Origin of the sequence: Streptomyces sp. NBC_01077 (genome assembly GCF_045162855.1) — a bacterium.
GTDB lineage: Bacteria > Actinomycetota > Actinomycetes > Streptomycetales > Streptomycetaceae > Streptomyces.
Genome location: NZ_CP108669.1, coordinates 8,357,085 through 8,378,940, shown reverse-complemented (window position 1 = coordinate 8,378,940; position 21,856 = coordinate 8,357,085). Strand labels below are relative to the sequence as shown.

Sequence of the window (21,856 nt, the reverse complement as noted above, 5' to 3'; positions counted from 1 at the left end):
CAGATGTCCACTATACATGGACACCTGTCCAGTAAATCCGCCCGTCCGGTCAACAGTGCGTAACACGAACAGGCTTCTCGGACAGAACGCTTCCTTCCGCCTCGCGACTCTGGGATCTTGCGTCCACCCCACACATCACAGGGCCCGGCGGGCGCCACCCGCGCCACCGGGTCATCGGAGGACGCATTGTTTTCCCTCATATCCAGCCGCTCGAGAATGTCGGCCATAGCCGTCGCGGCGCTCGGCACGGCCGTGGCGCTCGCCGCTCCCGCGGGATTCGCCCAGGCAGCACCGACCGACACGGCGCCCGTCGCGGCCCGTTCGGCGGGGGCGACCCCGGCCACCACGACGCAGTCCGCCAAGGCAGCGGCGGCTCCGGCCGCCTGGGCCGCGGGCACCCGCGCCTACCTGGTGATCACGGCGCCCGGCGGCACCTCGGCGGTCAGCGCCGCGGTCGCGACCAACGGCGGTTCGGTCTTCGCCACCTATGACGCGATCGGCGTGATCGTGGCGCACTCGACGTCCACGTCGTTCGCCTCGGCGATGCGTACCGTCGGCGGTGTCCAGCAGGTCGGGGCGACCCGTACCTCCGACATCCCCGCCGACGCCTACAACCCGGCGCTTCCCGCCAACCCCGCGCAGTCGACGACCACGCTCACGGAGTCGAACCGCTGGGACATGACGCAGATCAAGGCCGAGCAGGCCTGGGCGGTCACCACCGGTTCGGCGACGGTGAAGGTCGGCGTCCTCGACACCGGCGTGGACGACCAGCACCAGGACATCGCTCCCAACTTCAACGCCGCCGACTCGGCCTCCTGCGCCTACGGCAAGGCGGACACGCGCGCGGGTGCCTGGCGTGACGTCGGCACCCACGGCACGCACGTCGCGGGCACGATCGCGGCCGCCAAGAACGGCAAGGGCGTCATCGGCGTCGCGCCGGGCGTGAAGATCTCCTCCGTCCGCATCGCGGAGCCGACCAGCAGCCTGTTCTTCGCGGAGAACACGATCTGCGGCTTCATGTGGGCCGGCGACCACGGCTTCAAGGTCACCAACAACAGCTACTACACGGACCCGTGGCAGTTCAACTGCCCGGACAACGTGGACCAGGCCGCCATCATCGAAGGTGTCCGCCGGGCGCAGGTGTACGCCGAGGGCAAGGGTTCGCTCCAGGTGGCCGCCGCCGGCAACTCCGACTACGACCTGGCGAACAAGACGACCGACTCCGAGAGCCCCAACGACTCGACCCCGGTCACCCGCACCCTCACCAACGCCTGCATCGACATCCCGACGGAGCTGCCGGGCGTCGTGACGGTCGCCTCGCAGGCCAGCGGCGGCGCCAAGGCCTCGTACTCGAACTTCGGCAACGGCGTCATCGACATCGCGGCCCCCGGCGGCGACGGTGCCACCGGCGTCTACTCGACGCTCCCGGGCGGCAAGTACGGCTCCATGAGCGGTACGTCGATGGCCTCCCCGCACGTGACGGGTGTCGCGGCACTGATCGCGAGCGTGAACCCGACGTTCACCCCGGCGCAGATCCGGGACCAGCTGGGCGCCCAGGCCACGGACAAGGCCTGCCCCTCGGACACCCGTTGCAAGGGCACCACGACCAAGAACGGCTTCTTCGGTGAGGGTGCGGCCGACGCCCTGAAGGCCGTCGGGGGCACCACCCCGCCGCCCGGCGCGTACTTCGAGAACCTCACCGATGTCACGATCGCCGACAACGCCACGGTGGAGAGCCCGATCACGGTCAGCGGCGTGACGGGCAACGCCCCGGCCACCCTCAAGGTGGGCGTGGACGTCAAGCACACCTACATCGGTGACCTGAAGGTCGATCTGGTGGCTCCGGACGGCACCGTGTACACGGTGCACAACCGGACCGGCAGCGGTACGGACAACATCGTCCAGACGTTCACGGTCAACGCCTCGGCGGAGGTCGCGAACGGGGTCTGGAAGCTCCGCGTGAACGACAACGCGAGCCAGGACACGGGCAAGATCGACGCCTGGAACCTGACCTTCTGATCCTGAACCTCCGACACCGCGCGACCTCTTGACGGGGCCGGAGCCCAACGGGCTCCGGCCCCGTTCGCGTGCCCGCGAGAAAAAGTCCGTACCGAGGGGTAGGCCTGCCCGGGACCCTTGCTATACGTTCCGTCCAACAAGCTTGCTAGACGTGATGTCTAATAAGCGCCCGAGCCGCCGATCGCGCGATCCAAGGAGCCGCACCATGGCACACAGCACCGTTCGCCCGGAGAACGAGGGTCAGTACGACAGCTCCACGGCCGAGCGGCTGCTCAGGTCGGCCGCGAAGCTCTCGTACGACCCCGCCGTCGAGGTCGACTGGGACACTCCGCTCGACAAGGACTTCCACGGACAGAGCCCGGAGTGGAACTCCCTCTACGGCACGGCCTACTGGAACGAGATGACCGACGAGCAGCGCAAGGAGCTGACCCGGCAGGAGACCGCCTCGGTCGCCAGCACCGGCATCTGGTTCGAGATGATCCTCCAGCAGATGGTGCTCCGCGACATCTACCTCATGGACCACACCGATCCCCGGTTCCAGTGGGCCCTCACCGAGATCGCCGACGAATGCCGGCACTCGATCATGTTCGCCCGCGGCTCCCAGAAGCTCGGCGCGCCCGCGTACCGGCCCAAGCGGGCCGTGCTGGAACTCGGGCGCTTCTTGAAGACCGTCGGCTTCGGCGAGGCCGCGTACGCGGGAATCCTCGTCGCCGAGGAGGTCCTCGACGTCATGCAGCGCGACTGGATGCGCGACGAGCGGGTCGTCCCCTTCGTCCGCACCATCAGCAACATCCATGTCGTCGAGGAATCCCGGCACATGAAGTTCGCCCGCGACGAGACGCGCCGCAACCTGGCACGAGCGAGCAGGGCGCGCCGTCACTTCCAGGCCCTCGTGGTCGCCATCGCCGCGTACTACATCGTCACCAGCCTGGTGAACCCGGAGGTGTACGTGCGGGCCGGACTCGACCCCGAGCGGGCCCGCCGCGAGGCGGCCGCCAACGAGCACTACAAGGCACAGCTGCGCGCCAGTTGCGCCGGACTGATGGAGTTCCTGGCCGACGTCGGGATGCTGACCCGGCCCGCGCTCTTCTTCTACCAGCGCGCCCACCTCGTCTGATCCCTCCGAGCCGAGCAGAGCAGAGCCGACGACATGACCTACGCGATCACCCAGACCTGCTGCAACGACGCCACCTGCGTCGCCGTCTGCCCGGTCAACTGCATCCATCCGACGCCCGAGGAGCCGGACTTCGGCACCACGGAGATGCTGTACGTCGACCCGGTGGCATGCATCGACTGCGGCGCCTGCGCCGACGCCTGCCCCGTCGACGCGATCTTCCCGGCGGACCGGCTCACCGGACGGCTGCGGGAGTACGAGGCCATCAACGCCGAGTACTACGCGGACCGGAAGCCCGAACCGGCCCTCGCCTCACCGAACTTCCACCCATGGGCCGAGCCCTCGTTCCCCCGCTCGCTGCCCGCCGACTTCGCCCCGCTGCGGATCGCGGTCGTCGGCACGGGACCCGCGGGCATGTACGCCGCCGAGGACCTGCTCCTGCACACCGGCGCCGAGGTCACCCTGATCGACCGGCTGCCGGTGGCCGGGGGGCTCGTCCGGTACGGCGTGGCGCCGGACCACCCGGCGACCAGGGGAGCCGGCGAGACCTTCGCCCGCTTCCACGCCCACCCCCGGGTCCGGATGCGGCTGGGTGTGGAGATCGGCAAGGAGGTCACCGTCGAGGAACTGGCCGCGCACCACGACGCGGTGATCTACGCGGTGGGCGCGCCCTCCGACCGGCGGCTCGGCATCCCCGGCGAGGAGCTGCCGGGCAGCGTATCGGCGACCTCCGTCGTCTCCTGGTACAACGCGCACCCCGAGACCGACGCGGACGCCGTCCGGCTCTCCGCGGAGCGGGTCGTCGTCGTCGGCAACGGCAACGTGGCGCTCGACGTCGCCCGCGTCCTCGTCACGGACCCCGACACCCTCGCCGGTACGGACATCGCCGACCACGCCCTCGCGGCGCTGCGCGGCAGCCGGGTCCGCGAGGTGGTGCTGCTCGGCCGGCGGGGTCCCGAGGACGCGGCGTACACGAACTCCGAACTGCTCGCCCTGAAGCACCTGCCGGGCGTGGAGCTGGTCGTCGACGACCGCGACCCGCGCACCGGCGCGGCCGTGGACGCGGCGGCGGACGGGGAGAAGGCCGCGCTGCTGCGGGACGTGGCGCGGGAGACCGTGGACTGGGCGGGGGCTCCGGCGCCGGACCGGCGCCGGATCGTGCTCCGCTTCCACTCCGCCCCGGTCGAGGCCGTCGGCACCGACGCCGTGCGCGCGGTCCGGATCACGGAGGACGGATCGTCGTCCGGTACGGAGATCGGGGCGGGTCTCCTCGTCCGGGCGATCGGCTACCGGGGCGTCCCGCTGGCGGGGCTGCCCTTCGACGAGGCGACCGGCACGGTGCCGCACGTGGCCGGGCGGGTGGCCGGGCTGCCCGGAGGCTATGTCGTCGGCTGGATAAAGCGGGGGCCCTCCGGTGGCATCGGGGCCAACCGGGCCTGCGCGGAGGAGACCGTCGGGACACTGCTCGCGGACGCGGTCGCCGGCACGCTGCCGACTCCGACGGGCACGGAGCGGGAATTCCGCCGGCTGGCGCGGAGGCGTAGTCGGCATCTCGTCGACGCGCGCGGTCTCGCGGCCATCGACCGGACCGAGCGGTCCAGGGGCCGGGACACGGGACGCCCCCGGGTCAAACTCGCCACGGTGCCGGAGCTCGTCGCGGCGGCGCGGAGCGGCCGCCGGCGCCTGAGGTTCTGAGGGGCCGCACCGTCGGACGTCCGGCCCGGGACGGCGGGCCGGTGAACCACCGCGACGTGGGACGTCAGGCCGCGAGGTCCAGGGCCTGGCGGACCACGATCGCGTTGAGCCGCACCGCGAACGGCACGATGTCCGTCAGCTCCAGGGCGACGGCCTCCGCCTTCGGCAGCTCGACGGTCACATCGATGCAGAAGGCCAGGGCGTACATGTGCTCCCCGGTCTCCTCGTCCTGCAGGGCGAAGAACAGGTCCCGGTAGAACCGGGTCCGCTCCCCCGACTCCTCGTAGAACGAGAGACCGGGCTGCCCCTCCTGCGCGGCGAGACCGGTGAAGGCCTGGACGAGCTCCCGCTCGACGGTGGCCCAGAACCCTGCCTCCGCGCACTCCGGCGGAAGTGCCTGCCGGACGGCCTCCTTGAGGGAGAGGACCATGACCAGGACGGGGGCGTACTCCTGGAGCCCCCAGCCCCGCACCATCTTCACCACGGTGCTGTCGGGGACGGCCGCGGCGGCCTCCCGTATCGCGTCGAAGTCGAAGTTGACGGTCGCCGGCGCGATCGCCTCCTGGAACACCCGGTCGATGGACCGGGCCTGCGCGAGATGATCCGCTCCCACCTCGACGACGGTCCTGAAACTGGCGGCCAAAGCTCCTCCTGGGTGATCTCGATGATCAGGAGGGGTCAGTATGCCGAGCGCCCGCCCGCCCGAGGGAGCGGCGTCCGCCGTACGGACGGGGGACGGCAGACGGCTTCGGGACAGGCTCAGGACCTCTTGCGGGGCTTTCCGCCCGTACGCCCCCGGCCCGAGCCTCCGGCGCCGCCGGGCTTGCGGGCGGTGGGCTTGCCCGCCGTACGCGAACCGGCACCCGGCTTCCCTGGCTTGCCGCCGGGCTTGGCGGACTTCCGCTCCTTCTGGTCCTTCGGCTGCTTCTGGCCCTTCTGGGCCTCGGCACGACGGCCCCGGGTGCTGTTCACCGTACGGCCGCGGACGATGCCGATGAACTCCTCCACCAGATCGGGGGCCTCGTCGGCGGCCTGCCACGACAGGGCCACGCGCGACTGCGGGACCTCCGTCAGCGTCCGGTAGGTGAGGTCCTTGCGGTGGTGCAGCCGGGCCAGCGACTGGGGCACGGCGAGCAGGCCGACGCCCGCCGCGACCAGCTCGATCGCGTCGGCGGTCGTGGCGGGGCGCTCGTTCGCCGGGAGGCCGATCGGCTGCTCCCAGCCGAGGGTGTCGTCGAGCGGGTGCAGGACGAGCTCCTCGGCGAGGTCCTCGGCCGCGACCTCCTCCGCCGCCGCGAGCAGGTGGTCCTTGGGGATGACGACGACCGTCGTCTCCGTGTAGAGCGGGATGGCGCTGAGGTCGTCCCCGTCGACGGGCAGCCGGACCAGGCCGGCGTCCGCCGCGCCCTCCCGCAGGGCGCCGAAGGCCTCGGCGGGCGTCAGGGCGAGCAGCGTCAGGGGCACGTCGGGCAGGCGCTCGTTCCAGACCCGCACCCACTTCGAGGGCGTCACTCCGGGCACGTACACGAGCCGGAAGGAGGAGGGGGAAGAGGGGAAATCCGCGGGGGAAGCGTCCGAGCCTGTCACTCCGCCAGGTTACCGGTAGCTGCCGTGGTCGGAGTTCGCCCGCACGCTCGATACCCTTGACCCCATGACGTCGCACCAGAGCACCCAGACGATGAAGCCCGCCACCGCGGCGAAGAAGCTGGGTGTGTACCTCGAGGCCACCCCCGCAGAGTTCCAGGAGGGTGTCGTCTCGCGCACCGAGCTGAACGAGCTCCAGGCCAATCCGCCTGCCTGGCTCCAGGAGCTCCGGAAGAACGGCCCGCACCCCCGCCCGGTGGTCGCGCAGCGGCTCGGCATCTCCATCGCCGGTCTCGCGCGCGGCGGCATCACCGACCCGCTCACCACCGAGCAGATCGAGGCGCTCCGGCAGGAGCTCCCCGAGTGGCTGCAGAAGGAGCGCGCCACTCAGGCGGACGTCCGCAAGGAGACCGTCCGTATCAAGGAGCGCGACGCGGAGCGCGCGGCGCGACGCGACCAGGACGCCTGACCGTTTCACCGCCGGACCGGTTCTGATGGTTTCGCCATCGGACCGGTCCGGTGTCGTTTCCCCGCCGGACCGGTCGTGACCCGTCCGGACCGGTGTGGCGCACGCCCGGGCGCGGGAGTCATTCCCCCATGAGTGACACGAACACCGCGTCCGAGCCGCCGGTCGTCGTCGGCGTGGACGGGTCCGAGCACAGTCTCCGGGCCCTCGAGTGGGCCGTGAGCGCCGCCGAGCACCTGGGAGCGCCGCTGGTCGTGGCCCATGTGCGCTCCGACGCCCTTCAGCTCGGCGCCGCCCGTATCGCCTCTCTGGGGCCGTCCCCAGAGCTTCCCGACACCGTCATGGCGGCCGTGCGGACGGTGGTCGAGGAGCGCGGGCACAGGATTCCCGTGCGGTACGAGTCCCTCGACGGGTCCGTGACCGACGCCCTGCCGGCGGCCGCGCGGGGCGCGCGGCTCCTGGTGACCGGGTCGCGTGGGCACGGCGGCTTCGCGAGCCTGTTGCTCGGCTCGACCAGCCGTACGCTGGCCGCGACCGCGCCCTGCCCGCTCGTCGTCGTTCCGCACGAGGCACGCGCGGCCGCCTTGGAGGGCGGTGCGGAGGCCGGCCGGGTGCTGCTCGGTCTGCACACGGAGGAGACACCGGACGAAGTGGTGGACTTCGCGTTCGAGGCGGCGCACGACCGGGGCGTGCCGCTGGAGGCCGTGACGGCGTTCCGGCCGCCTCCCCAGCCGACCAGCCCCGTCGTCTCCCCTGCCCCGGCGCTCCAGGTACCCCCGACGCTGCCCCTCGCGGACCGGTCGGAGAGGTTCGTGCGGGAGGCCGAGCGGGAGCAGAGGGAGCGGCTGCGGCCCTTCGTCGCGCGCTGGCCGAAGGTCGAGCTCGTCCCGACGGTGGTTCCGGCGGGCGCGGCGGGCCTGCTGGTGGAGGGCTCGCGTGGCGCCGGTCTGTTGGTCGTGGGACGGCACCACCGGCATCGCTTCGGTTCGCTGCTGGTCGGCTCGGTCGCCCATGCAGTGCTGCACCATGCGCACTGTCCGGTCGCCGTGGTTCCGCCCGCGCCCCAGGGATGACGGGAGAGCCCGGACAAGACAGTCCCCGGCGGTCCTGGTCGGTTCGCGCGGTCGTCGGCCGTCGCCGACGGCTCCGTGCCCGACCGGCCCCGCCGGGGGCCTGGCCAGAGCCGATGCAAGGGTCACGCGGGCCTTCGGACGTCTCCGTCGGCGGGTGCGGCTCTCTCCGGTTGTCCGGTGTAGAAACGAGTTTCCTCCTTTTCGCGACCGATTCAAGGGGGTATGGGCATTTGTTACGCGGAGCTTTGTGGCGTGGGGAATGCTGCTGGTAGAAGGGGAGCCATGACCACCGCCGAAGGGGCCGCCGCCGCCCAGCGCAATGTCCAGCCGCCGCCCGCCCAGGCCTCTCTCGGCGCGGGGGTCGTGGTCACCGACAAGGCCGGCCGGGTGCTCCTCGGACTGCACCGCTCGGGGGTGTGGGAGCTGCCGGGCGGAAAGGTCGAGCCCGGTGAGTCCGTGGAGGAAGCGGCGCTCCGCGAGCTGGCCGAGGAGACCACGCTCGTCGCGGACGCCGCCGACGTGGAGGTCATCGGGCTGATCCTGGACTCGGTCACCTCGGCCCGGATGACCCGGATGACGGCCGCCACGGCGGTACGGAACGTCCGGGGCGTTCCCGCCGTGGCCGAACCGGACACCATCGAGCGCTGGGAGTGGACGGACCCCGACCGTCTGCCGGAGGCGCTGTTCCTGCCCTCCGCCCAGGTGCTGCGGATGTGGCGGCCCGAGCTTCCGCTCCCCGACGGGCCCTTCCACCGCTACACCCTGGGCCGACTGCCGGGCTGACCCGCTTCGTCGCTCGGAGCCGCTGGGTCGTGTCCGGGAAGTCCCCGCCTGGCCCGGCGGGCAGACGGCGCTGCTCTCCGGACACGACCTAGGGGGCGTCTCGCCGCTCAGCCCGGAAGCGTGCGGGCGAGGCGGAAGCCCACGTCGTCGATGCGGAGGGTGGGGTGGCTGCGGCGGCGGACCGAGGCGCGGCAGCTCCAGTGCTCGTCGAACCAGCCGCCGCCGCGCAGGACCCGGTAGCTGCCGTAGACCTCGGGGTCGTACACGTCCCAGCACCACTCCCACACGTTGCCCAGCATGTCGTGGAGACCCCAGGCGTTGGGTCGGCGGCCGCCGGCCTCGTGGAGGCGCTCGCCGGAGTTCCCGCGATGCCAGGCGATCTCGTCGAGCGGGCCGTAGCGCGCCTCGGTGGTGCCGGCGCGGCAGGCGTGTTCCCATTCTGCCTCGGTGGGGAGGCGGTATCCGTCGGCGGTCCTGTCCCACTCCGGGCCGTCCGCCGTGACGCGGTACGCCGGGCTCAGCCCCTCGCGGGCGGAGAGGGCGTCGCAGAAGCGGACCGCTTCCTGCCAGGACACCCCTTCCACCGGCAGCCGGTCGCCCCGCGCGCTGCTCGGCCGCTCGCCCGTGACCTGCTCGTACAGCTCCTGCGTGACCGGGACGGCGCTCAGGCCGTACGGGCGGACGTCGACCGTCCAGCTGCGCTCCGTGCGCCGGTCCGACAGCGTGACCCGCCCCGCGGGTACCTCGATCATCGTCCTGTCCCCCCGTGTCCCCATGACTGCATGATCGCAGCATGCGCGTCCGGCCACGCCGTGTCACCGAGCGGGCTGCCGCGAGCGTGGCTAGCGTGGCTCACAGGAACACGTCATCGAATCGGAAGTGGGAGTCACCGTCATGGCCGCACGACCTGAAGGCACGCCGGTCTGGACCGACGCGATGTTCACCGACGTCGAGGGCGCCAAGACGTTCTACGGCGACGTGCTCGGCTGGACCTTCGGCGAGTCCTCCTCGGAATTCGGCAACTACACGCAGGCGTACAAGAACGGGAAGGCGGTCGCGGCCGTCGTGCCGCCGATGCCGGGGCAGGACGGCGAACCGCAGTCGGCCTGGTGTCTGTACTTCGCCTCACCCGACGTCGCCGCCACGGCGGAGAAGATCCGGAACGCGGGCGGCACCGTGCTGATGGAGCCGATGCAGGTCGGCGACTTCGGCTCGATGTGCATCGCGAAGGACCCGTCGGGCGTCACGTTCGGCATCTGGCAGGCGGGTGTGCACGAGGGCTTCGAGCTGGAGGGCGAGAGCGGCTCGTTCGCCTGGGCCGAGGTCTTCACGCGGGAGCCGGCGAAGGCGGACAAGTTCTTCACCGACGTCTTCGGCTACAACTCGAAGAAGATGAAGGACGAGCACATGGACTACCGGGTCTTCGACCTCGGTGGTCCCCAGCCGGTGCTCGGACGGATGGTGATGACGGCGGAGGACTTTCCCCCGGAGATCCCGTCGTACATCCAGCTGTACTTCGCCGTCGACAACTGCGACAAGGCCGTCGAGGCGGCCGAACGTCTCAACGGGCGGAAGGTGTTCGGGCCGATGGACAGCCCGTTCGGCCGTTTCGCTGCGATCCTGGACCCGCAGGGTGCCGCCTTCGCCGTGATCGACATGAAGACCACCGTCGGCGAGATGCCCGAGATGGAGTGAGCGGTACGGGGGACCGCCCCGGGACACGTGTCCCGGGGCGGTTCCGTGTGGGCGGGCGGGTCAGGCGGTGTCGCGGACCGCGACGATGCCGTTGAAGACGCCCACATAGGCGGTGCCGTCGGGGCCGAGGGTGATCGGGGCCCAGTTGTTGTCGTACGCCAGGCCGGTGCCGGTGAAGCGACTGAAGGCCCGCTTTCCGGTGCGGAAGTCGACGGCCGTGAGGTACCAGGCGTCGATGCCCCAGGAGTTGGGCCGCTTCTCGTAGAAGTAGAGCAGCCCGTTGGCGGTGGAGAGCTTCGGAACGGTCGAGGGGGAACGGACGTCGCTCTCCCAGACGGTGTCGCAGCCGCTGCCGTCGGCGCGGACGTCGATCCGGGTCGCGCCGCCGACGACGCTGCGGCCGAGGAGGAGCGTACTCGGGTTCTCGTACCCGTAGTTGTTCTCGACGACGAGGCTGTCGCCCCAGCTGATCAACGAGTTGTCGGTGGTCGACGCCCCGGATCCGAAGACCGGCACCTTGCAGACGAGGCGCTCTGCGGCGGGGACGTCGGCGCCCCTGCGGTAGACGAGGACGTTCATGCGGTCGTCGGCGTTGTCGGTGATGGCGACGTACTCGTCACGGGTGCCGAACAGGTCGGGGGTGGTGCCCGAACCCTGGTTCACCGAACCGGGCTTGGTGCCGGTCCCCCGGTCGTAGGTCTCACGCCACCGCACGCGCGGGACACCGTCCGCGTCGGCCTCGAAGCCGTACAGGGCGTGGTCGGTGACGAGGGAGACGCCGTCCTCGGCGACGGAGAAGGAGTTCTGGATCTCCTCTCCTTCCAGGCGGATCGCGCGCAGCGCGCCCGTGGCGGGGTCGACGGTGCCGACGCGGCCGAGCCGGGTGACCCACCAGATGCGGCCGTGCCAGTCCGGCATGACGGAGGTGACGGGGTCGCAGACGCCACTGGGGAAGAGGTTGGTCCAGGTGACGCAGTCGTGCGGGACGAGGGAGGTGAGGTCCCAGTCGTTCTCGACGACGAACTCCCAGGTTCCGTCCACCTTCTGACGGTGTGCGATGCGCTGGATGTGCTGCCGGGAGTCGGCGAGGACGACCCTGTCCTGGTTGTCGAGGTAGAAGTAGGCGCCGCCGGAGGTGTCCTTGAAGATCTCCTCGCCCTGCCCCTGGCACGCCCCTGAACAGGGCTTTTGGCCTCCAATAAGCGCTGGGGAGAATCAGGGGAGAAACGAGTGGCAGCCCGCGCCTTCCGCTTCCCGCGAGGAGCCTGCCGGCGCTTGCGTTCGACGCGCCGACCCCGTCTCTGCGGCGCAGGTAGATCAGGGTGCGGGCACCGACCGTCTCGCCAGGGCCGGCGACGTCATACCAGCGGGAGGAGTTCGGCGGGCCGGCGTACAGCAGGGTGCGACGGAACACGTTGATCTCGTCGGCGTGGGCCAGCTTCGCCTGCTTGCGCCCTTTCAGGGGCGCAAGCGCCGATTGGAAGGTGACCTCGGCGACGCCGTCGATCTTCCGGTCCTCGGGGATCGAGGTCTGCACCCCATCGGTCGCCGGCCACCGGCCCGGGTTGTGCTCGGCGAGGTGGATCTGCCGGTACTCCTCCAGGCCCGGGGTGGCGGAGATGATCCCTGAGTGCGGTCCCTTCCAGTGGTCCATGCCGGTCTGGCGGGGCTGGTCGGTACGCACCCACAGCAGGATCGAGGAAGTGAGGTGCTTCTTCTCCACGCCCAGCTGAGCGGCGGACGGTGAGGTGCTCATGGTGCTGCTCTTCTCTCCCTGGTCGCCGAACGTGCAGCTGCGGTGTTCGCCAGAGGTCAACGGGCGAGGAACTCGACCGCGAGGGGGGCGAACTGCTGGTGGTACTGGAAGATGCCGCCGTGACCGGAGTCGGGGTAGATGATCAGCTCGCTGTCCTTGATGCGCCGGTGCAGGTCCTCGGAGAGGACCGAAGGCACCATGCGGTCGTTGTCGCCGTTGGCGATCAGGGTGGGCTGGGTGAGCTGCGACAGGTCGTCGGGGGCGGAGCGCCCCCACTTCTTGATCGCCTTCAGCTGCGTCTGGAACGCTTTGATCTTGATCTTCGCATCGCGGTCGGCCTTGCGTTCCTTGAGCCGGTTGACGAACGCGCGTGCGGCGAGCTTGCCGGTGGTGTCGCGGTTGAAGAACAGGAATTCCTTGGGGTCCGACCGGGTCAGGGTGGCGCGCAGCATGTCCCAGTACGTGGTGCCGGCGACCTTGTCGATGTCCTTGCCGCCCTTGGGCCCGGTGCCGGTGAGGACGAGTTTGCGGACGAGCTCGGGGTGCTTCACCACCAGGGCCTGGGCGATCATGCCACCGAGGGAGAAGGAGAAGATGTCGATCTTGTCGAAGCCGAGCGCCGTGATGAAGGTGTAGGCGTCATCAGCCATCGCCTCGATGCTGTCCGGCACCTGGCCCGTGGAGGCCCCGACACCGCGCTGATCGAAGGCGATGACGTGACGGCCCTTCGCGATGGGGTCGATGATGCGCGGGTCCCAGTTGTCCAGGGTCGCGGCGAGGTGCACGAAGAACACGACGGGAACGCCGCCCTTAGGGCCCAGCTCGCGGTAGGCGTAGGTGACGCCCCCGGCGGTGACGGTGCGGGTCGGGGCGTGAGCGTACGAGGTGATGACGGGTTCGTTCGGGGTGCCGGTGCTGCTCATGATGGTTTCTCCCGGTGTGTTTCTGGTCGCCCGCCGCGGGTGGCGGAGGGTCAGCCGGGGCACGGCTGCCCTGTCGAAGCCGGGTGCCTTGCCCGCGACCGGGCGCACCACGCCTTGCTCGATGCGGGTGGTGATCTGGCGGAGCCGGTCGATGCCGGCGCGCCCGACCTACGTCATCGAGACGACGACCTTGCCGGCCTTCGCCCGGCCCTTTTCGACGTACTCCATGGCCTGGAGGGTTTCGTCGAACGGGAAGACGGTGTCGACGACGGGGCGGATCTTCCCGGTGTCGATGAGGGGGGTGAGTTCCCGCAGTTGATCGCCACTGGCCTTCATGAACAGGAAGGAGTACGTCACGCCCAGCCGCTTGGCCTGGCGCCGGGTCTTGGAACTGAGCGCGGTCATGGCCAGGCGGAGGACCGGGTTCGCGCCGAGTTCGCGGGCGAAGGCCAGGTCGGGCGGGCCCGCGACGCTGATGGCGATGCCGCCGGGCTTGAGGACACGCAACGACCTGGCCAGGTTGTCGCCACCGAGGCTGTCGAGGACGACGTCGTAGCCGTCGAGGATCTTGGTGAAGTCCTGGGTGCGGTAGTCGATGACTTCGTCCGCGCCGAGGTTCTTGACCAGGTCGACCTTGGCGGTGCTCACGGTGGTGGCCACGTGCGCGCCAAGTTCCTTGGCCAGCTGGACGGCGATGGAGCCGAGGCCGCCGGCGCCCGCGTGGATGAGGACCTTCTGCCCCGGTCGCACGCGGGCGCGTTCGACCAGTGCCTGCCATGCGGTCAGGGCGACCAGGGGCAGGGAGGCGGCCTCGGTCATGGTGAGGGTGGCGGGTTTGGGCGCCAGGTCGTCCTGGTGGACTGCGAGGAGTTCGGCGAAGGTGCCGATGCGGTCCTTGTCGGGCCGGGCGTAGACCTCGTCGCCCACCGCGAAGCGGGTGACGGAGGACCCGACCTGCAGGACCTCTCCGGCGAGGTCGTTGCCCAGGACAAGGGGGAGACGGTAGGGCAGGAACGCCTTGAAGTCCCCGTTGCGGATCCTGAGGTCCAGGGGGTTGACGCCCGCCGCGTGGATCTTGACCAGGACGTCGTCGGCGCCCATCTGCGGGTCGGGCATTTCGGCGGCGCGCATCCCGGCCTGGCCGCCGTACTTCTCGACCATGAAGGCCCTCATCGTCGTCTCCGTTCCGTGTCCCGTCCGTGGAAGGGGGCGGGGTCTGTGCTCGCCCCGGGCTTCTCCCAGTACGAGATAGTTTGTGTTGTTTTCCTGGCTGCGGCACATGGGCGCACTGCGTCCTCAGTCGCGTTCACCCATCAGGCCACCGGCACGACCGGGGCGGTGACGCGATCGGCGGCGCCTCCCTGGAGGCGGTCCAGGGATGCGCCGATCCCTTCGTGGGGCGCGCCGAGCGGCACCGCGCTGACCTCGGTCAGGCGGGTGTACTGCGCGTCGGTCAGCTGGACGTCGAGGGCGCCGAGGTAGCTGTCGAGCTGGGCAAGGTTGCGCGGGCCGATGATCGGGACGAGTGTGGCCACGGAGCGGGCTGCGCGCTCGCGCACCCAGGCCGCCGCTACCTGGGCGGGTGTCACGCCGGTCTCCTGGGCGATGGCCAGGACGGTGTCGACGACGGCGGTCTTCTGGTCGGTGCTCTCGGTGTGGATGACCATGCCCAGGTCGCTCAGACGTCCCTCGGCGGAGCCGCGGTATTTGCCGGTGAGCAGTCCGCCGCCGAGCGGGGACCACAGGGCGGCACCGAGTCCGAGGCTCTCGGCCATGGGCAGGAGTTCGCGGTCGGCGGTGCGTTCGACGAGGCTGTACTCATGCTGGATGCCCACGATCGGGGCCCAGCTCTTCAGGTCCGCGAGGGTTACCGCGCGCGAGACGCGCCAGGCGGGGAAGTTGGACAGTGCGGCGTGGTGGATCTTGCCGGCGCTCACCAGGTCGTCGAGTCCGCGCAGGAGTTCCTCCATCGGAGTGAGCTCGTCGGGGAAGTGCACCCACAGCAGGTCGATGTAGTCGGTGCCCAGGCGCTTCAGGCTGGCCTCTACCGAGGCGACCATGTTCTTGCGGCTGTTGCCCGTCTTGGAGATGTCCGGCTGCGGAGTCGCGCCGAGGGCGAACTTCGTGGCCAGGACGAAATGGTCGCGGTCGGCGGCGATCAGCTTTCCGGTCAGTTCCTCCGACTCGCCGAACTGGTAGCCGTCCGCGCTGTCGAGGAAGGTGCCGCCGGCCTCGGCGAACCGGTCGAAGATCCGGCGTGCCTCGTCCGGCTCGGCTCCTGCACCCCAGCCGGTGCCGAAGTTCGCGGTGCCGAGCGCGTACTCGGATACGCGCAGTCCGGTCCGGTGTCCGAAGGTCGTGTAACGCATGAGAGGTGTCCTTGCACGAGGGATGGGAAGGGGGCGCGCCGCGGTGGCAGGGTGAGCGTCAGCCTGCGTTCGGCTGGGGTGCCGCGGCCAGGCTCTGCTTGACGTACCGGCTGGTCTCGTCGGCGAGGATCTCGGGCAGGCCCGTCTCGATGCCGTACAGGGCCTGGGCCGCGACGTCGGCGGCGGCGACCTTCTGGTCGGCGGGGACGCCGGCGGCCATGTCGGTGTCCATGTATCCGACGTGCAGCGCCGAGACGGTGATCCCGCGCGGGGCCAGCTCTTCGCGGGTCGCGTCGCTCAGCGCCCAGGCGGCGGCCTTGGAGGCCGCGTAGGAGCCGAGTCCTGCCGGGTGGAACCAGGACAGGGCGGACAGGACGTTGAGCACGGCGCCGCCGCCGTTGCCCTCGATGACGGGGGCGAAGGCGCGGGTCGCGGCGAGCGGGCCGAAGAAGTTGGTCTCCATCTCCCGGCGCACCTCGTCGGTGTCGCCTTCGATCAGCGTCGCGCCGGTGGAGATGCCCGCGTTGTTGATCAGCAGGGTCGCATCCGACGCGACGCGGGCAGCCTCCTGTATCGACGCCTCGTCCGTCACGTCGAGGCGCAGCGGGATGACGCCCGGTACGTCGACCGTCTCGGGGCGGCGGGCCGCCGCGTACACCTTCGCGCCGCGCTCCACGAGCTGGGCGGCGAGGTGCCTCCCGAGGCCCCGGTTGGCGCCCGTGACGACCGCGACCGCGTTGTTCAGTTCCATGCCTGCTCCTGGTCTTCGGCGGGTTCCGTCGGGTCACCCGCACGGTTTAGATTATGTATCCAATCTAAACACGGGTCTACGATAGATTCCAGTCGACATCCAAATGGGAGGGTCATCATGGGGCGCGTATCGCAGGCGCAGGCGGAGGAGAACCGCAGGCGGGTGGTGGACACCGCCTCGCGACTGTTCCGGGAGCAGGGCACCCAGGTGAGCGTCGCCGACCTGATGAAGGCGGCCGGCCTGACCCACGGCGCTTTCTACAAGCAGTTCACCTCCAAGGAGGCGCTCGTCGACGAGGCCACCGCCCACGCCTTCGACGAGCTCACCCGGAGCCACACCGCAGGGCTCGCCCAGTACGACGGGCAGCGCGACGCCGCCCGGCGGGCGCTGATCGACACCTACCTCTCCGTCGAACACCGCGACGACCCGGCGAACGGCTGCCCGGTCGCCGCGCTCGCCACGGACATCGCGCGCGAGGGCGGGGGGCATGAGGCCCGGCGTGTCTACACCGAGGGGGTGGCCGACTTCGCCGACTTCCTCGGCGGTGACGACCAGGACGGCCTCGTCCGCCTCTGCACCCTGTTCGGTGCGCTGGTCCTGTCCCGGGCCACCAAGGGCTCACCGCTCTCGGAGGAGATCCTTGCCGCCGCGCACGCAGCCCTGATCAGGGGCGCGGCGGTCGAGTAGGCGATGCGGGTGATCCAGCGAACACGGGGGCCGAGCTGACACTATCTGCGGCACCTGGCCCTGTGCTCACTGTCACCCGGCGCCACGGGTCCGACTCCGGATGCCCCGCCTGCGCAGGACCTGGCGGATAGCCCGGGGCGAGTACGCCTTGCTTGCGATGACCGTGTCAGGCCTGACGCTGGGCTGCCCGGCGCCGGCCCGGGGCACCACACCACGACCGATGCAGCTGCCGACCCCCTCTAGAAGACACCATCGATTCCCGACTTGCGAGGTGGCTACGCCGCGCGAGACGGGCAGCATTTCGTGACCTGCTCCTGACCAGCAACGATCCGCCCCCCAATCCAACTCCCGCTGGGGAGAATCTGGGGAGAATGAGCCGCCCGGGGGAGCGGCTGGGGAGAATCGACCGCGCAAAACAGCGTCACCGTGAAAGCTCCAGAAAGGAGCAAACTCGCTGGTCAGGCCGCCTAATTTGGACGTCTACGCAGGTCAGCGCCCCGAAGGCGAGGACTTCTTGAAGATCTTCTCGTGGGCGGCGATTCCCTTTGCTCCCACACTGGTGGGAACTATTTATGGCATGAGCTTCGACTCCATGCCGGAGCTGCGCTGGGGCCTCGGGTACCCTTCGCCATCGGCTTGATAGGGGTGGTATGAGGCTGTTTGTACGTGATTTTCAAGCGGCGAGGCCGGCTGTAGCGGGTACCTGTCTCAAACACGCGCCGCGCACTGTTTGCGCATGCATCGCCGCGCGAACCGCCCATGCGGGGCGCTGGGGAGAAGTGATGCGAGTGATCTCCTCGTCCTCCCCTCCACAGGCCCTCTGAGCTGGCCTTTTGGGGATCCGGAAGCGCTGGGGAGGATCTGGGGAGAACGGAGCCGTCAGCAGCACCTCGCACCTACGCCATCAAGCCCGTTCGCCGGACAGTTCGCCACCCTCTGGACGGCTCGTCGATGTCGCGGCAAATCACCGTGAGTGACAGCGGGCCGGGCCGGCGAGGGGGCCGACCCCTCTGGCCGACTTATCGAGCAATGTGTACGGCAGCGAGTCCCAGCAGCTGCGCCTCGCGGCTCATCGGAGCGAGTGGTCGGTCAGGGGCAGCAGGATCTGGAACGTGCAGCCCTGCCCGGGGGCGGTGTCGAGAACGATGCGCCCGCCATGAGCCGTCACGAGGGCGTGGGCGATGGCGAGGCCGAGTCCGGAGCCGCCTGTGGTGCGGGTGCGGGAGTAGTCGGTGCGGTAGAAGCGGTCGAAGACGCGCTCGCGTTCCTCCGGGGTGAGGCCGGGGCCTTGGTCGGCGACTTCGAGGACGGCCCGGTCGTCGACGGTGCCGACGCCGACGCGGATCGGGGTGCCGGGTGGTGTGTGGGTGACGGCGTTGCCGATGAGGTTGGTGACGACCTGTCGGAGTCGGGCCTCGTCGGCGACGGCGGGCGCGGTGGACGGCTTTCCGCCGCCGGGGCCGGTCAGGGTGACCGGTCGGGTGGTGTCCAAGGCTCGTACGTCGTGGATCGCGTCGGCGGCGAGGGTGCGCAGGTCCATGGGGGCGACGTCGAGCGCGAAGGACGGTTCTCCGTCGCGGTCCGCGCCCACGGCGTCCTCGTCGATCCGGGCCAGGAGGAGCATCTCCTCCACCAGCCGGGTGAGGCGTTCGGACTCCGCGGCGATGCGGGTCATGGTCTGGTCGACGTCCGTGCGGGTGGGCAGGGCTCCCATGCGGTAGAGGTCGGTGTAGCCCTTGATGCCGACAAGGGGCGTACGGAGTTCGTGGCTGGCGTCGGCGAAGAAGCGCCGGGTCCTCGCCTCGGCCACCGCGCGGGCCTGGAAGGCCGTGTCGATCTGGGTGAGCATCTGATTGAGGCAGTCGGTCAGGCGTCCCACCTCGGTGTGGGGAGCGGCCAGTTCGGGGACCCGGTGGGAGTAGTCACCGGCGGTGATCGCCGTCGTGGTCTCCTCGATCCGGGTCAGGGGACGCAGTCCGGAGCGGACGGCGAACCAGCCGGCGGCGGTGAGAGCCGCGAGCAGGGCAGCGCCCACGGTCAGGGAGAGGTTGCGGGTCTTGGCGACGGTCCGCTCGACCTCGTCAAGGGAGGTGGCCACGACGACGCTGCCCCTGGTGTCCGAGCGCCCGGGCGGGAAGACCTGGGCGGGTTGGGTGAGGGCGATGACGCGCCAACTGTGATCACCGTCCTTCGCGGAGACGGTGAAGGGGCGGCCCTCGTGGGAGAGCACGGCCGCGTGGTCGAGGGCAGGCAGTTCGGGGCCGCCGCCCGGTGGCACGGTGCTCGCGTCGAACGCCCTACGAGTGGTGCCGTCGTCGTCCAGATAAGTCACTGTGGTGTCGCCGAGGACACTGAGGGCCTGCACGCTCGGCGGGGTGTCGGTGCCGGCGGGCGGAACGAGGCGGGCGGCGATCTGGCCGGTCAGGACGAGGCGGTCGTCGACTCGATCCTGAAGATAACCCCGCAGGGCCGTGGTGACGATCACACCGGTGCCGAGGAGACCGACGGCGACCAGGGCCGTGGACAGGCACAGCAGTCGTGTGCGGAGCGACAGCCGCTCCAGCCGTCGGAGCCCAGGCAGCCGCGGGGCGGGACGCTTCACGACCGTGGCTCGCGAATCACGTAGCCCACGCCCCGGACAGTGTGGATCAGCTTGGGCTCGACCCGGTCGACCTTGCGGCGCAGATAACTGATGTAGGTGTCGACGATGCTTTGGTCGCCGCCGAAGTCGTACTCCCACACGCTGTTCAGGATCTGGTGCTTCGTCATAGTCCTTTCGGCGTTGGCGACGAGGAAGTGCAGGAGACGGAACTCGGTCGGGGACAGCCGCACGGTCCGTCCCGCACGGGTGACGTGGTGGCTGTCGGGTTCCAGTGCCAGGTCGCCGACGGTGATCCGCGCCGGCTGCTCGCCCAAGGTACGGCGCAGTACGGCGTGGATGCGGGCGATCAGTTCTTCGAGGTCGAACGGTTTGGTGACGTAGTCGTCGCCACCGAGACGCAGGCCGTGCAGCCGGTCCTCCCGTTCGTCGCGCGCGGTGACGAAGAGGACGGGCACGCCACCGCCCCGGCCGGGCAGAACGGAGCGTGGCTGGGCCCGCAGGCGGCGGATCACTTCGAACCCGTCCATGTCGGGGAGCATCACGTCGAGCAGAACGAGGTCGGGGGTGCGGACCGCAGCCAGGTCGAGGGCTTCCTGGCCTGTGGCGGCGGCGTCGACGTCGAAGCCGGCGTAGCTCAGCGCGGTGCGCAGCAGTTCCCGGACGGTGGGCTCGTCGTCGACGACCAGCAGGTGGTGCCGGTCGGGGCGACCCGCCGGGTGCGGAGGAGGTGCGGATGCCGCCATGGTGTGGATCGACGCCTTCACGAACTGGGGGACGGGGGCTGGGCGCTGACAGGGCTTCTCAGGAGATCAGGTCCTGCTCACGACGCCGAGTCCGACGGGACCCGAGGCGTCGGCCGGGTGCCGGCCGGTCCCCGGCTCGTGCCGCCGGGCCGGTGCGGGGCGAGGCCCGAACGCCGGGCCCGCCGACTGTGCAGGCGGCTGCCAGCGTACGAGGCCAGGGCGGCCAGGACAAAGCCGGTCAGCGCGGACAGTCCCATGGTTCCGTCCAGTCCTGCGGTCATGCCGCCCATCTCGTTGCCCATGATGCTGATGCCGATCCGCACCGACCCTTGCGTGAGCAGGGGGAGCAACAGGGCCGAGACGCCGACCGCGATGCCCATGCGCAGGGCGATCTCCGAGTGGCGGTCGAGCAGGGCCTCGGAGTCCTCGCGCGGCGTGCGGGCCGGGGTGCGGGCACAGGCCACGTACCCGGCGATCGTCAGGAGGATCAGCATGAGGGCCATGGCGATCAGCCACAGCGGCACGCCGGCGCCCGACCAGCCTCCGACGTCGACGGACTTGTCCGTGCCCGCCGTGTCGCCCTGGGCCGCGCCGCCGAGCATGCCGAGCATCCCGCCGCCGCCCTCGGCCTGCAGTCGGTGCACGCCCGCCTCCCAGGAGGTGCCGAGGCCGGTGGTGAGCAGGACGCCGATCAGGTTGGGCCCGAGGAGCAACAGCAGGCCGGCCGCCTTGGCCGCCTGGTCCCGGCCGGTCAGGGCCGCGGTGCCGGCCAGGAGCGCGATGACGAAGGTCGAGCAGCACAGCACGACGGCGATTCCGGTCACGGTGGACGTGACGGCGTTCCACTTCAGCCGCAGGCGGCTGAGGGCGAGGGGGCGCGGCAGTGTCGTACGGCGCGCCGCGAGGCAGCCGAGGGCGAGGACGGCGCCCACCCACAGCAGGCCGAGGATGGCGGTCGCCGCGGCATCGGTCTCGAAGACGATCGAGGACAGCCCCTTGGTCAGACCCCCGCCTCCGCCGCCCCCGAACCGGCTCAACGCTCCGGACGAGGCGCCCTTCCCGAAGCGCTCCGTCACGCTCTCCGGCAGCCGGGCCGTGCCCTGGGCCATGCCGGCCAGGATCGGAAGGACCACCGCCGTGGTCACCAGCGCTCCACCGCAGCGGGCCCACAGCAACGCCGGGGCTGGCCGTTGCCGCCTGCGCAAGGGCCGGAAGAAGCCGATCGCCAGGACGGCCGTGCCGAGGAAAGTCAGCGTCAGTGGCGTCACCGCCGCCTCCCCGGCGAGACCGAGGCTCAGGCCGCCACCACCGCCCAGTCCCCCGAGTAGCCCGCCGAAGCCGCCGCCGAGCGCGTCGCTGTCAGCGGATGCGGCGGAGGGCGACGACTCGACCGTGACACCTCCGCCGACGGCCATGCTCACCATCATCGGCACGAGGCGGGATACGGGGGCGATCGCGCCGGCACCGAGGACGGCGAGCGCCGCCCATGCGACGACGGTCATCGCCGTGACGGCGGTCACGACGGAAAGGGCTCCTTCGAGAGCGTGGCGCCAAGGCGAGCCGGATGGGCGGAGGGACGGCGGGGCGGAGGACATG

General features: G+C 70.6%; 18 protein-coding genes and 2 pseudogenes. 9 read left to right on the top strand and 11 right to left on the bottom strand.

Going from position 1 to position 21,856, the window contains the following annotated elements; all coding sequences use genetic code 11:
- Positions 1-216 precede the first annotated feature (216 nt).
- The 3 genes from OG462_RS37780 (at position 217) to OG462_RS37770 (ending at position 4,828) form a co-directional block, all read left to right on the top strand.
- Entirely contained in the window at positions 217-2,019 is a 1,803-nt protein-coding gene (locus tag OG462_RS37780; protein WP_406064946.1) for a S8 family peptidase, read from the top strand.
- 205 nt (positions 2,020-2,224) lie between these two features.
- Entirely contained in the window at positions 2,225-3,136 is a 912-nt protein-coding gene (locus OG462_RS37775; protein ID WP_406064945.1) for a diiron oxygenase, read from the top strand.
- 33 nt (positions 3,137-3,169) lie between these two features.
- Positions 3,170-4,828: an FAD-dependent oxidoreductase gene (locus tag OG462_RS37770; RefSeq protein WP_406064943.1), complete on the top strand. Its 1,659-nt coding sequence runs from the start codon at positions 3,170-3,172 to the stop codon at positions 4,826-4,828.
- A gap of 64 nt (positions 4,829-4,892) precedes the next feature.
- On the opposite strand, the gene OG462_RS37765 is transcribed toward OG462_RS37770, so the two are convergent.
- A complete protein-coding gene (locus OG462_RS37765) occupies positions 4,893-5,471 on the bottom strand; it encodes a Type-2Aa cytolytic delta-endotoxin (RefSeq protein WP_406064942.1) in 579 nt (192 codons plus the stop codon).
- Between the two features lie 116 nt (positions 5,472-5,587).
- Positions 5,588-6,415: a LysR substrate-binding domain-containing protein gene (locus OG462_RS37760; protein ID WP_406064940.1), complete on the bottom strand. Its 828-nt coding sequence runs from the start codon at positions 6,413-6,415 to the stop codon at positions 5,588-5,590.
- A 64-nt stretch (positions 6,416-6,479) separates the two neighbouring features.
- Here OG462_RS37760 and OG462_RS37755 point away from each other — a divergent pair, with 64 nt between their 5' ends.
- The 3 genes from OG462_RS37755 (at position 6,480) to OG462_RS37745 (ending at position 8,734) form a co-directional block, all read left to right on the top strand.
- A complete protein-coding gene (locus OG462_RS37755) occupies positions 6,480-6,881 on the top strand; it encodes a DUF5997 family protein (protein WP_406064938.1) in 402 nt (133 codons plus the stop codon).
- 128 nt (positions 6,882-7,009) lie between these two features.
- A complete protein-coding gene (locus OG462_RS37750) occupies positions 7,010-7,951 on the top strand; it encodes a universal stress protein (protein ID WP_406064937.1) in 942 nt (313 codons plus the stop codon).
- A gap of 282 nt (positions 7,952-8,233) precedes the next feature.
- Complete coding sequence (locus OG462_RS37745; protein WP_406064935.1) at positions 8,234-8,734, top strand: NUDIX hydrolase; 501 nt, start codon at positions 8,234-8,236, stop codon at positions 8,732-8,734.
- Positions 8,735-8,841: 107 nt separating this feature from the next.
- On the opposite strand, the gene OG462_RS37740 is transcribed toward OG462_RS37745, so the two are convergent.
- On the bottom strand, positions 8,842-9,486 hold the full coding sequence (locus OG462_RS37740) for a formylglycine-generating enzyme family protein (RefSeq protein WP_406064934.1): 645 nt from the start codon (positions 9,484-9,486) through the stop codon (positions 8,842-8,844).
- 142 nt (positions 9,487-9,628) lie between these two features.
- Between OG462_RS37740 and OG462_RS37735 the strand changes: the two genes are divergently transcribed.
- On the top strand, positions 9,629-10,429 hold the full coding sequence (locus OG462_RS37735) for a VOC family protein (RefSeq protein WP_406064932.1): 801 nt from the start codon (positions 9,629-9,631) through the stop codon (positions 10,427-10,429).
- A gap of 60 nt (positions 10,430-10,489) precedes the next feature.
- On the opposite strand, the pseudogene OG462_RS37730 reads toward OG462_RS37735, so the two are convergent.
- From OG462_RS37730 to OG462_RS37710, 5 genes and pseudogenes are all read right to left on the bottom strand, one after another.
- Positions 10,490-11,581, bottom strand: a pseudogene (locus OG462_RS37730) (hypothetical protein); the annotation flags it as partial.
- 660 nt (positions 11,582-12,241) lie between these two features.
- On the bottom strand, positions 12,242-13,108 hold the full coding sequence (locus tag OG462_RS37725; RefSeq protein WP_406064930.1) for an alpha/beta fold hydrolase: 867 nt from the start codon (positions 13,106-13,108) through the stop codon (positions 12,242-12,244).
- Positions 13,109-13,276: 168 nt separating this feature from the next.
- Positions 13,277-14,281: an NADP-dependent oxidoreductase gene (locus OG462_RS37720; RefSeq protein WP_406064928.1), complete on the bottom strand. Its 1,005-nt coding sequence runs from the start codon at positions 14,279-14,281 to the stop codon at positions 13,277-13,279.
- Between the two features lie 140 nt (positions 14,282-14,421).
- A complete protein-coding gene (locus tag OG462_RS37715) occupies positions 14,422-15,477 on the bottom strand; it encodes an aldo/keto reductase (protein ID WP_406064926.1) in 1,056 nt (351 codons plus the stop codon).
- A 58-nt stretch (positions 15,478-15,535) separates the two neighbouring features.
- Positions 15,536-16,228, bottom strand: coding sequence for an SDR family oxidoreductase (locus OG462_RS37710; protein ID WP_406064924.1), 693 nt, complete (start codon positions 16,226-16,228; stop codon positions 15,536-15,538).
- 117 nt (positions 16,229-16,345) lie between these two features.
- Between OG462_RS37710 and OG462_RS37705 the strand changes: the two genes are divergently transcribed.
- Both OG462_RS37705 and OG462_RS37700 read left to right on the top strand, forming a co-directional pair.
- Positions 16,346-16,915: a TetR/AcrR family transcriptional regulator gene (locus OG462_RS37705; protein WP_406064921.1), complete on the top strand. Its 570-nt coding sequence runs from the start codon at positions 16,346-16,348 to the stop codon at positions 16,913-16,915.
- Between the two features lie 511 nt (positions 16,916-17,426).
- Positions 17,427-17,569: pseudogene (locus OG462_RS37700) on the top strand (CorA family divalent cation transporter); the annotation flags it as partial.
- Positions 17,570-17,984: 415 nt separating this feature from the next.
- On the opposite strand, the gene OG462_RS37695 reads toward OG462_RS37700, so the two are convergent.
- The 3 genes from OG462_RS37695 to OG462_RS37685 form a co-directional block, all read right to left on the bottom strand.
- On the bottom strand, positions 17,985-19,517 hold the full coding sequence (locus OG462_RS37695; protein WP_406064919.1) for an ATP-binding protein: 1,533 nt from the start codon (positions 19,515-19,517) through the stop codon (positions 17,985-17,987).
- Positions 19,514-20,260: a response regulator transcription factor gene (locus OG462_RS37690; protein WP_406064917.1), complete on the bottom strand. Its 747-nt coding sequence runs from the start codon at positions 20,258-20,260 to the stop codon at positions 19,514-19,516. Before OG462_RS37690 ends, OG462_RS37695 begins: the two co-directional genes overlap by 4 nt.
- 77 nt (positions 20,261-20,337) lie before the next feature.
- The gene (locus OG462_RS37685) at positions 20,338-21,780 is read right to left on the bottom strand and encodes a streptophobe family protein (protein WP_406064915.1); all 1,443 of its coding nucleotides are present in this window, start codon (positions 21,778-21,780) and stop codon (positions 20,338-20,340) included.
- Positions 21,781-21,856: the final 76 nt, after the last annotated feature.